Genomic DNA, 11165 nt, shown 5'->3' on the forward strand with positions numbered 1-11165 from the left:
CCGGTCAAACGATTTTGGATTTTGGATTTGGCGCGAAGTGGGCGTCTTGGCGGTGACCGTCACGATACCCACCTTCGCAAGAGAGGATTTTGAATTGGCTGGGCAACGATCGGACAGAGCTTGAAATTCCGGAAAATTTTTAGATGATTCGCGTCACCTTATTCTCTATTCCCTCTTCCCTCTTCCCGACGCCCGACGCCCTAGCGATAGAAACTTTCAGCCCTTGTAGTTGCACCTGAATTGCACCCAAACACCGATTTTGTTGAGAAATTGGGATTCAGCGGACTGTGGTCAGAGATGGGTCATCTGTTTCTCTGGGTGTGATGTTCGATCGCCCTTTCTAGTGCTTGAGGTCGCTCGAATACTTTATTTTTGGAGTACAGACTTTCCACATTTCTACGTATTTATTATCTCATAAATTGGGCTTGACAGCATATCGATCGGTAAAATCGCGGAATCAAAGCCGCCAAATCGTTCGGTTAGGTACGCAGTACACTGGGAAAATAGCACCGGCACGCGATCGCACCCGCAGTGCAAAAATAAATAGGCACTTACTTTGAAACAGAACGATCGATGACACAGCAGCAATACCGCATCACCCTTTTACCCGGAGACGGGATTGGCCCCGAAATCATGGCAGTCGCGGTAGATGTGCTGAAACTGGTGGGTCAGCAACTAAACCTCCATTTTGAGTTCCAAACAGCGCTGGTCGGCGGTGCGGCCATCGATGCTACAGGCGAACCCCTACCCGCCGCTACACTGGAAACCTGCCGCCAAAGCGATGCCGTCTTGCTGGCGGCAATTGGGGGTTGGAAGTGGGATAGCTTACCATCTCATCAGCGACCGGAACGAGGCTTGTTGGGACTGCGGTCTGGACTGGGGTTATTTGCCAACTTGCGACCGGCGAAAATTTTACCCCAGCTGATCGATGCCTCCACATTAAAGCGGGAAGTTGTGGAAGGCGTTGATATTATGGTGGTACGAGAACTCACCGGTGGCATTTACTTCGGTCAACCGAAGGGAATTTTTGCCACAGAAACCGGCGAAAAGCGGGGAGTGAATACGATGGCGTACACCGAAAGCGAAATCGATCGCATTGGGCGGGTAGCGTTTGAAACGGCTCGCAAACGAGGCGGTAAACTTTGCTCGGTGGATAAGGCAAACGTGCTGGAAGTTTCGCAGTTGTGGCGCGATCGCATCATTCAGTTAGCATCGGAATATCAAGATATCGAACTGACTCATTTATATGTAGATAATGCTGCCATGCAGCTAGTGCGGGCTCCCAAACAGTTTGACACCATAGTCACCGGCAATCTTTTCGGTGACATTCTTTCAGACGCGGCTGCTATGCTAACGGGTAGTATCGGTATGTTGCCTTCTGCCAGTTTGGGTGCAAATGGGCCGGGTGTATTTGAACCCGTCCACGGATCTGCCCCCGACATTGCCGGTCAAGATAAAGCTAACCCCATAGCTCAAGTTCTCAGCGTTGCGATGATGCTGCGCTACGCACTCGATCGGCCAGAGGCGGCAGACCGAATTGAGCGGGCAGTACTGCAAGTTCTAGACAATGGTTATCGTACCGGCGATATTATGTCGAATGGTATGACGCTTGTGGGTTGCCGAGCGATGGGGGATGCTCTGCTACAAGCGCTGGAAAACCCCCAATCCTAATCTATTCGCCAAAAGTGGCGCTTATTGCTGTATGCAGACAAATCGATTAAAGTCGAGCTTAGAAGATAGGGATAGGTTAGCGGTACAGGCTTCTCAGCAACGGATAGAAACTAAGGGAGACAGGAAAGATTTTCCAGTGTTACCAGACCCAGCTATACTGCAAGCCGCTCGACAAATTTACCGAACCTACCATCAGACACATCCCAAGCTGGTTCAGCGTCCTACTGGTGTAGCGCTCAATCGAGTAACGCTCAGGGGTAAGCTAATTTTTTCTGGCCAGCCGATATTATTGCCGCAAGAAATTTTTGTCCCGTTTAGTCAGATTGAATCGGAATTATATTAGCGGCAGTTTTTCTGGTTGGAGAAAATAGCCAATCTTTGCTAAATAAGGAGTAGGGCGGGCAATGCCAACCCTACTCCTGAAAGCTTTTTTGCACAAAAAATGATATTAAAAGAATTTTTGGATTCGGGGTATTTTATTCCGCACGGTCACTGCTACCTGTGGAAGCCGGAGTTGGTAGGACTGCACGTAGTATCCGACGCTTTAATTGCGATCGCCTACTATTCTATTCCGATAGCGCTGATCTACTTTGTCCGCAAGCGTCAAGATTTACCATACCGATCGATTTTTCTGCTGTTTGGCGCATTTATCATTGCTTGCGGCACCACCCATATAATGGAAGTTTGGACGCTGTGGTATCCCACCTACTGGCTATCTGGATCGATCAAGGTTATAACTGCGATAGTTTCCCTTTATACAGCTTTGCAACTCGTGCCGTTGATTCCCAAAGCGTTGGCTCTCCCCAGTTCCGCACAACTAGAAGCAATCAACCGCAATCTGGAAAACCAAATCCAGGAACGTCAGCAGGTCGAAGAGGCATTGCGCCAAAGCGAGGCTCGCTATCGCGCCATCGTAGAGGATCAAACCGAACTGATTTGTCGCTTTTTGCCGGATAACACCTTTATCTTCGTTAACCAAGCTTACTGTAGCTACTTCGGCAAAACACAAGCAGAGCTGATCGGACACAGCTTTGCGCCAATTATTTTTCAAGAAGATTTACAACAAATCGAAAACCAACTGAGTACTATCACTCTAGAAAATCCCGTTACCACGATTGAAAACCGCATCCTGCGACCGAACGGCGAAATTCGCTATCAGCAATGGATTAACCGGGCAATTTTTGATGGGCAACAATGTCCGATCGAGTTTCAAGCTGTGGGTAGAGATATCACCGAATTGAAGCGCACAGAAGAAGCTTTACTGATATCGCAAGCGCGTCTGAGCGGAATTTTGGATATTGCTGACGATGCGATTATTTCCGTCGATGCAAGTCAACGGATTACTTTATTTAACAAAGGCGCAGAAAAGATATTTGGATATAAAGCCATTGAAATTATAGGTAAACCCCTCGATGTGCTTTTGCCTTCACGATACAGAGAGATTCATCGCCAACACGTTGTCGGATTTGGGTGGTCATCAAATACGGCGCGGCGAATGGGGGAGCGGCGGGAAATTTTTGGTCTTCGCAAGGATGGTACGGAATTTCCGGCTGAAGCTTCGATTTCGGCAATGGAATTAGAAGGTGAAAAAATATTTACTGTTTTTTTGCGCGATATTACCGATCGCAAGGTTTCCGAACAGGCGTTGCGGGAGAGTGAAAGACGTTTCCGCGCTATTTTCGATCAAACTTTTCAATTTGTTGGTTTGCTAAAACCAGATGGTACGCTTTTAGAAGCGAACCGATCGGTGTTGGATTTTGGCGGAATCGAGCTTACAGATGCGATCGACCGTCCGTTTTGGGAGGCACGGTGGTGGAGTATTTCCAGGGACACTCAGAAGCGATTGCAAGAAGCGATCGTTCAAGCAGCCGCAGGTAATTTCGTGCGTTACGAAGTCGATATCCAGGGTGTCGGCGATACTGTCGCCACAATCGACTTTTCCCTCAAACCTGTCAAAAATGACGCCCAAGAAGTTGTTCTGCTGATTCCGGAAGGACGCGATATCAGCGATCGCAAACAAGCGGAAGCTGCACTGCAAAAAGCATACGACGATCTAGAACTGCGCGTGCGCGAACGTACCAAGGAATTAGCAAAAACCAACGAAGAATTACAGACGGAAATTGCCTATCGCGTTCGGGTAGAGGCAGAACTAGAAATCCGCATTCGTCAGCAGGCAGCAGTAGCTGAACTCGGCCAACAAGCTTTGGCCCACAACGATCTTGCCAGTATTTTCAACCAAGCTTGCGCTATTACCGCACAAACTCTGGAAGTCGAATACTGCTCTGTTTTGGAAATCCTCCGTAGAGGGGATGTTTTGCAGCAAGGGCCTGGAGTAAGTTGGCAAAGAAAACTCTTGGGTAGCGCCACCGTCAATTTTGGATTGCGTATTTTAGATTTTGGATTGCAGTCTGCTGAAGAGGAATCGAAGGCGATCGAATCCGAAAAACAATCTCCAAATCCAAAATTGCCACAGGCAGACTCCACCTTACTTTCAAACTCGGAAATCTTTTCAGACTTATCTGCCGAGGTAGGGTTTGGTGACTCCCCCCTTGTAGAAGATCGAGAAGTACACAGCGGTATGAGTGTCGTTGTTGAGCAAAGTACAAATCTTCCCTTTGTAGTTTTGGAAGTTTACGCAGCCAAAGAACGCATCTTCACCCAAGATGATGTGTATTTTCTGCAAGCGATCGCAAATGTGCTTTCTTCTGCGATCGCTCGCCAGCAAGCACAAGCGCAAATACAGGCATCTTTGAAAGAAAAAGAGGTGTTGCTCAAGGAAATTCACCACCGCGTTAAAAACAATTTGCAGGTCATTAGCAGCCTGCTTGGACTTCAGTCCCGCACGATTCAGGATAAACAAACCATCGATATATTCCAAGAAAGCCAAAATCGGGTCAGATCGATGGCACTTATCCATGAAAAACTATATCGTTCTAAAGACTTATCAAAAATAGACTTTGCCGAATATATTCGGGAATTAACTATTAATTTGTTTCGTTCTTATAAAACTAATTCAAATAATGTTACTCTCGTAATGGAAATTGGCCAAAATATTTTTTTAGATGTTGATACAGCCGTTCCTTGTGGCCTCATTATCAACGAAATAGTTTCTAACTCTTTGAAATATGCTTTTCCTCAAGGTGAAAAAGGCAAAATTCAGATTAAATTAAATCCTCTAGATGAGCATCAGCTAGAAATGATTGTAAGCGACGACGGCGTGGGATTGCCAACAAATTTTGATTTAAAAAACGCAAACAGTTTGGGCATTAAATTAGTGAACGGCTTAGTCAATCAGTTAAGAGGTACACTAGATTTGAATACTAGCAAGGGAGCGGAGTTTAAAATTACGTTTGCCAAGGCTAAAATATAAAAGTAGCTGGACATCAAAACGCAATGAATAAGATCGCTAAAAAAATTTTAGTTGTGGAAGATGAAAGCATCGTAGCTATAGATTTACAAAATATTTTAGAAAATTTAGGTTATCGTGTATCAGCCATCGCAGATTCAGGGGATGAAGCGATTAAAAAAGCTGGGGAATTAAAGCCGTGTTTAGTGTTAATGGATATTAGGTTAAGAGGAGAGATAGATGGTATAGAAGCTGCTGAAGAAATTTCATCGCGTTTCGATATTCCAGTAATATATCTAACTGCTTATGCTGACGAAGAAACTTTAGAAAGAGCTAAGAATACAAGCCCATTTGGATATATTATTAAACCGTTTGAAGAAAGGGAATTAAACACAACTATTGAAATTGCAATTTACAAACATCAAATGGAAAGGCAATTAAAAGAAAATGCTAAATGGTTTTCCACAGTACTTAAAAGTATCGGCGATGGGGTGATTGCTAACGATATAGAGGCGCGGATCGCTTTTATGAATCCGATGGCGGAAGCGCTAACTGGCTGGCAGCAGTCAGAGGCGATCGGTAGAAATTCGACAGAAGTATTCAATATTATCGACGAGCCTACCCGCAATCCGATTGAAAGTCCTGTCATTAAAGCACTTAATGAAGGTAAAATTGTCCATTTGCCAGAGCAAACTATTCTTTTAGCTAAGAATGGAAAAGAAGTGCCTATAGGTGATAGCGCTGCACCGATTAAAGACGATCGAGAAAATATTATGGGTGCAGTTTTAGTCTTCTGGGATATGACCGATCGCAAGCAAGCAGAAGAACAATTGCGCTATCAAGCTTTTCACGACAGATTGACAGGTTTGCCAAATCGCGCTCTGTTTGTGGAACGGCTCGATCGAGCAGTCAAACAAGCAAAAAGAGACAAGGAATATTTGTTTGCAGTATTATTTTTAGATATCGACCGTTTTAAAGTAGTTAATGATAGTTTTGGACACGCTATTGGAGATAAACTGCTGATCGAGATCGCCAAAAATCTAGAAAACACTTTACGTAACATTGATACGGTGGCGCGTTTGGGAGGAGATGAGTTCGCCATCCTTTTGGAAAATCTTGAAGATATGAGTAATGCCTGTACAGTAGCCGAGCGAATTTTAAGAGAACTCAATACACCTTTAAATATAGACAAATACGAAATATTCACCAATGCCAGCATTGGCATAGTCGCCAGTTCCTCAAATTACGAACGAGCAGAAGATTTACTCCGCGACGCTGACATTGCTATGTACCGTGCCAAATCATATGGGAGAGGATGTTATCAGATATTCGATACAGGTATGCACCTGCAAATACTAGCTCTCTCCCAATTAGAAAACGACCTGCGACGAGCTATCGAACGGCAAGAATTTCGGTTATACTACCAACCGATCGTATCGCTGGTAACTAACAAAATTGTCGGTTTTGAAGCGCTGGTACGCTGGCAGCATCCTCAACGCGGCTTACTTGCACCGGCAGAATTTATACTGCTGGCCCAAGAAACAGGGTTGCTGGTGCAAATAGACTGGTGGGTGCTGCGGGAGGCGTGTCGTCAAATGCGAACATGGCAAAAGCAAATACCCACTACGTCATCTTTGACAGTCAGCGTTAATTTTTGTAGCAAACAATTCGGGCAATCAAATTTGATCGAGCAAATTGACCAAATTCTGCGGGATACTGGTTTGGATGCACGCAGTTTAAAGGTGGAAATTACAGAAAGCGCTATCATTGAAAATGCTGAATCTGCGGCTGCCATATTTTCGCAACTGAGAGCTTTGGGAATTCAGTTGTGTATTGATGACTTTGGCACCGGTTATTCATCTCTTAGTTACTTGCATCGCTTTCCAGTAAATACTCTCAAGATCGATCGATCTTTTGTGAACAGAATGAGTGAAGATAGCGAAAGTTTAGAAATTGTCCGAACCATCGTTATGCTAGCGCATAACCTGGCTATGGATGTAATTGCAGAGGGGGTGGAAATGGCAGAACAACTGGCAAAACTCAGAGAGTTAAAATGCGAATGCGGACAAGGTTATTTCTTTTCTAGGCCGTTACCATCAGAACAGGCAGAAATGTCGATCGCGATCGAACAACAGTAAAACATGGATATCTTCACTGCATTACCGATAATTGTGTTTTTCTTCATGCTGGGGGCGTCTGTGGGCAGCTTCCTCAATGTTGTAGTTTACAGGTTGCCCGCAGGTTTATCTCTACTGTTTCCTCCCTCTCGCTGTCCGCAGTGCCTCAATAAGTTAAAAGCCTACGACAATGTACCGATTTTTGGCTGGATATGGTTGCGGGGACGCTGTAGATACTGCCGAAATTCCATTTCGATACGCTATCCCTTAGTGGAAGCAGCAACCGCCATTTTATTTTTGTTGGTTTTGTTTAGATTTGGTTTATCCGGTCAAACGCTTGACTATTGGCAAACTTTCGGGTATTGCGCTTTTTTAAGTTGGCTTTTGGCTTTATCTTTGATTGACCTGGATACCATGACTTTGCCTAATTCTCTCACTCAGTCGGGTTTAGTAACTGGTTTGGTATTTAAAGGCGTTCTCGGTTTTCTGACAGCATACAGTGCAGCAGGTGTTGCCAGCTGGCTTTGGTCAGGTATTGCTGGTGCTGTATTGGGGATATGGCTTTTTGATACGATCGCTGTGGTAGGAAAGCTCGTTTTTCAGCAAGAGGCTATGGGTGGAGGGGATGCCAAATTAGCAGCGATGATGGGCGCTTGGTTAGGTTGGAAATATTTACTGCTGGCTGGATTTTTAGCTTGTGCGATCGGATCTTTTGTCGGTGGAGGTGCGATCGCACTTGGTTTGTTAAGTCGCCGCCAGCTGATGCCTTTTGGCCCTTTCCTGGCAATGGGAGCTGCATTGACTGTTTTTTTCGGGGAAGATATTTTAGCTACGTACCTAAAACTATTTTTTCCATTGATTTGAAGGTTTTATATGCTAAAAAAAACTAACATTTTATATCTGTATAAGAAAGGGAATAAATAACAAAAATAATCTGGAAATTGACAAAAATTAATTGTCGAAAAACCTAGCGAGCGATCCCATCAAAGCTGTGCATCAGATGGCCTTGCCGTCGAGTTGATTTGAGATGTGAAAGGGAATTCTTAGCTAACCTAGCAGTGTATTTATTCAAGTCGTAACCATTCACCCCTTTGTTATCCATCCAATCTCTAAGACATTTATTGCGGATGAACTGTGAAGTACGAATCGCTGAGTCTATAGCTTGATACTGCTCTGGAGTTACGCTGCATTTAAACTCGTAAACAAAAACGATGTATCGACCTCTGACCACGTAAATTTATATTAGTATTGTCTCACTAAAAAGACAATTTTCCAGTCAATCGATCTGTGAATTTTATCGGGATTGACTGACAAAATTCACCCGCCTTATATCCCCACTCTATAGAGGATCGGGGTCTGACGGCGGATTATGATAAAATCAACCTGTGTCTTGGATCGTACTGAAAACCACTCGTACCCGCTGGGAAGCGGAGTTAATGCAGCAAATCCTTGCTGCTCACCAGATCCCAACTCGGATACTCGACTTGGGCATAGCCTCTTATCTAGGTACGGGTAGTCCTGCTGCTTTGCAGGTGCGACCGGAAGATCGTTGGACAGCCCTGCTTCTGCTCAGCCCCCTAGAAGAGGAGCAAGCAGGGGAAGAGATGTGATCTAATCCCCATTTCTCAGGACAAGTCCGGATATTAAGGCATTTAAACTATGTACGCCATCAAACTCGAACTCAAGTTGAATAACGCTGAACGCACTTTAATGGCGCAACACGCTGGCTTTTCGAGGTTTGTCTACAACTACGGGCTAGCCCTATACAAGCAAGTGATGGATATCAAAGGAGGTGTAACCAAAAAGATTTCAACCATCCGCCAAGTCTTAACCAACCTGACTAAAAAGAAGCCTGAATATGCTTGGATGAATCAACTTTCATCTCGCGTTTATCAAAATGCTTTCATTGCCTTGAAAAACGGGCTGACTCGATTCTTTAAAGGGTTAGGGAAGTTCCCAGTTTTCAAGCGCAAAAAAGACAGAGATTCCTTCACGGTTGATTCATGCAATGGGTTAGTCACGGTTAGCGTTGGTAACTTCATCAAAATTCCCACACTAGGGACATTTAGACTGTATGAACCAGTCCCCTTCACAATAGCCAGCCAAACTTTCACGGTGTCCCGCCACGCTGATAAATGGTATGTGTCGTTTGCTGAAAAAGTACCTCCCTTGTTTCATAAAGTGGAGAAAGTCGGTATCGATCTGGGTGTGAAGACATTCGCCACATTCAGCGACGGGACAACTATAGAAGCCCCTGCATCTATAAAGCAAGTGAAAATCAAGCTAGCTAAATTGCAGTGGCGCAATCGGAACAAACAACTGGGAAACAAAAAGGCAGGAATACCCACGTCTAACAATGCCAATAAGTACTACAGACAAGTTGCCAAGCTTCACGCCAAGATTACTAATATTCGACGCGATTTCTTGCAGAAGCTAACAACGAAAATTAGCCAAAAGTATCACTGTATTCGGATTGAAGATTTGAACATTAGTGGCATGATGGCTAACTCCAAACTAGCTGATGCTATCAGTAACTTAGGTTTGTACGAGTTGCGGCGGCAACTGACCTACAAGCAATCCATGTTTAGCACAGTTGTTGAGTTGGTAAACCGTTGGTTCCCTTCATCTAAGACCTGTTCGGAATGTGGACACATTCAACCAATGAAGCTAAGCGATAGGGTATTCCATTGCCAGGGGTGCGGCTCGATTAAGTGTCGCGATTTCAACGCCTCACTGAATTTGGAATATGCACCCCCCGACAAAGTACGGAGGGCTTCTCCGGAACTTAACGACTGTGGACAGTCAGCTGCCGACAGCCCTGGACGAAGCAGTAAGTAAACTTCAATTTCCGGTTAGATCCGGATTTGTATCAGTTTTATGGAGCAGGACAGTTGATTTATCCTACTGAGTTGGCACCCAAAAGCGATTAACGATTAGCAATTAGCAATTAACAATTAGCTAAGTTAAAAGGAATTTAGAGTTTTCATGTCTTTGTTTGATTGGTTTGCAAATAGAAAAAAATCCAGTCCTATCAGTCCGGAACGGCAAGAGCGAGAGATTGCTGATGGACTTTGGACGAAATGCGAAGCTTGTGGCGTGATGGCATATACCAAAGACCTGCAAGCCAATCAGATGGTTTGCCGGGAGTGCGACCATCATATGCGTGTCTACAGCAACGAACGCATCCATCAGCTGGTAGATACTAATACTTGGGAGCCGATGGACGAGGAATTATACCCAGGCGATCCGTTACAGTTTCGCGATCGCAAATCTTACCGCGATCGTCTGCGCGAAACCCAAGAAAAAACTGACCTTTCCGATGCCGTTCAAACAGGTCTGGGTAAAATTGAAGGCAGCCCAGCCGCACTCGGCGTCATGGACTTTCGCTTCATGGGTGGCAGTATGGGTTCTGTGGTGGGAGAAAAGCTCACCCGTTTAGTAGAAAAAGCTACGCAGCAAGGTTTACCGCTCATTATCGTTTGTGCTTCTGGCGGAGCCAGAATGCAGGAAGGAATGCTCAGCTTGATGCAGATGGCCAAAATTTCAGGAGCCCTGCAACGTCATCAAGAAGCTCGACTGCTTTATGTCCCGGTGCTGACTCACCCGACCACAGGAGGCGTTACTGCGAGTTTTGCTATGCTGGGAGACATTATTCTAGCAGAACCAAAAGCGACGATCGCGTTCGCCGGACGGCGTGTCATCGAGCAAACCCTCAGAGAAAAGCTGCCAGACGATTTTCAAACAGCAGAATATCTCCTACAGCACGGCTTCGTTGATGCCATTGTGTCGAGAACTCGACTTAAGTCAACCCTAGCGCAGCTGATTCACCTGCACCAACCGGCTGCAAAAATAAGTCATCTAATGCCGCTCTCAGAATCAAACGGTTCGGCATTCATAATTCCGAGCGAGGGTAAAGAGGAGCTGGGAGCGAGGGAGTAGCCGCTAGAAAGTGAAAAATTAAAAGTTAAAAGTCGAAATTCCTCGCTTTCGCTCTCCTTCTTTCCTAGCCCCCAGCCCCTAGCCCCTAGCCC

8 protein-coding genes are annotated in these 11165 nt (G+C 45.2%); all 8 read left to right on the forward strand.

From position 1 onward, the window contains the following. Nucleotides 1-573 precede the first annotated feature (573 nt). The 8 genes from leuB to accD all read left to right on the forward strand — a co-directional run bounded on the left by leuB (nucleotide 574) and on the right by accD (nucleotide 11073). Complete coding sequence (leuB, locus tag H6S82_RS06265) at nucleotides 574-1671, forward strand: 3-isopropylmalate dehydrogenase (protein WP_190472741.1); 1098 nt, start codon at nucleotides 574-576, stop codon at nucleotides 1669-1671. 31 nt (nucleotides 1672-1702) lie between these two features. Next, nucleotides 1703-2014, forward strand: a complete 312-nt coding sequence (locus H6S82_RS06270; RefSeq protein WP_199315538.1) for a hypothetical protein — start codon at nucleotides 1703-1705, stop codon at nucleotides 2012-2014. A gap of 99 nt (nucleotides 2015-2113) precedes the next feature. Next, a complete protein-coding gene (locus H6S82_RS06275) occupies nucleotides 2114-5041 on the forward strand; it encodes a PAS domain S-box protein (protein WP_190472738.1) in 2928 nt (975 codons plus the stop codon). Between the two features lie 23 nt (nucleotides 5042-5064). Further along, entirely contained in the window at nucleotides 5065-7155 is a 2091-nt protein-coding gene (locus H6S82_RS06280) for a GGDEF domain-containing response regulator (RefSeq protein ID WP_190472735.1), read from the forward strand. 3 nt (nucleotides 7156-7158) lie between these two features. Beyond that, a complete protein-coding gene (locus H6S82_RS06285) occupies nucleotides 7159-7998 on the forward strand; it encodes an A24 family peptidase (RefSeq protein ID WP_190472733.1) in 840 nt (279 codons plus the stop codon). Between the two features lie 521 nt (nucleotides 7999-8519). Then, nucleotides 8520-8744: a hypothetical protein gene (locus tag H6S82_RS06290; RefSeq protein ID WP_190472729.1), complete on the forward strand. Its 225-nt coding sequence runs from the start codon at nucleotides 8520-8522 to the stop codon at nucleotides 8742-8744. Nucleotides 8745-8793: 49 nt separating this feature from the next. After that, nucleotides 8794-9972 (forward strand): RNA-guided endonuclease TnpB family protein, encoded by a 1179-nt coding sequence (locus H6S82_RS06295; RefSeq protein ID WP_191056092.1) that lies wholly within the window; start codon nucleotides 8794-8796, stop codon nucleotides 9970-9972. A gap of 147 nt (nucleotides 9973-10119) precedes the next feature. Next, nucleotides 10120-11073: an acetyl-CoA carboxylase, carboxyltransferase subunit beta gene (gene accD / locus H6S82_RS06300; protein WP_190474757.1), complete on the forward strand. Its 954-nt coding sequence runs from the start codon at nucleotides 10120-10122 to the stop codon at nucleotides 11071-11073. The last annotated feature ends 92 nt before the right edge of the window (nucleotides 11074-11165 follow it).

Origin of the sequence: Planktothrix sp. FACHB-1355 (genome assembly GCF_014748295.1) — a bacterium.
GTDB lineage: Bacteria > Cyanobacteriota > Cyanobacteriia > Cyanobacteriales > Aerosakkonemataceae > Aerosakkonema > Aerosakkonema funiforme_A.

Excerpts from the sequence above, each read along its gene's own strand:
- leuB (WP_190472741.1), top strand. The coding sequence starts at position 574 with ATGACACAGCAGCAATACCGCATCACCCTTTTACCCGGAGACGGGATT.
- H6S82_RS06270 (WP_199315538.1), top strand. The coding sequence starts at position 1,703 with ATGCAGACAAATCGATTAAAGTCGAGCTTAGAAGATAGGGATAGGTTA.
- H6S82_RS06275 (WP_190472738.1), top strand. The coding sequence starts at position 2,114 with ATGATATTAAAAGAATTTTTGGATTCGGGGTATTTTATTCCGCACGGT.
- H6S82_RS06280 (WP_190472735.1), top strand. The coding sequence starts at position 5,065 with ATGAATAAGATCGCTAAAAAAATTTTAGTTGTGGAAGATGAAAGCATC.
- H6S82_RS06285 (WP_190472733.1), top strand. The coding sequence starts at position 7,159 with ATGGATATCTTCACTGCATTACCGATAATTGTGTTTTTCTTCATGCTG.
- H6S82_RS06295 (WP_191056092.1), top strand. The coding sequence starts at position 8,794 with ATGTACGCCATCAAACTCGAACTCAAGTTGAATAACGCTGAACGCACT.
- accD (WP_190474757.1), top strand. The coding sequence starts at position 10,120 with ATGTCTTTGTTTGATTGGTTTGCAAATAGAAAAAAATCCAGTCCTATC.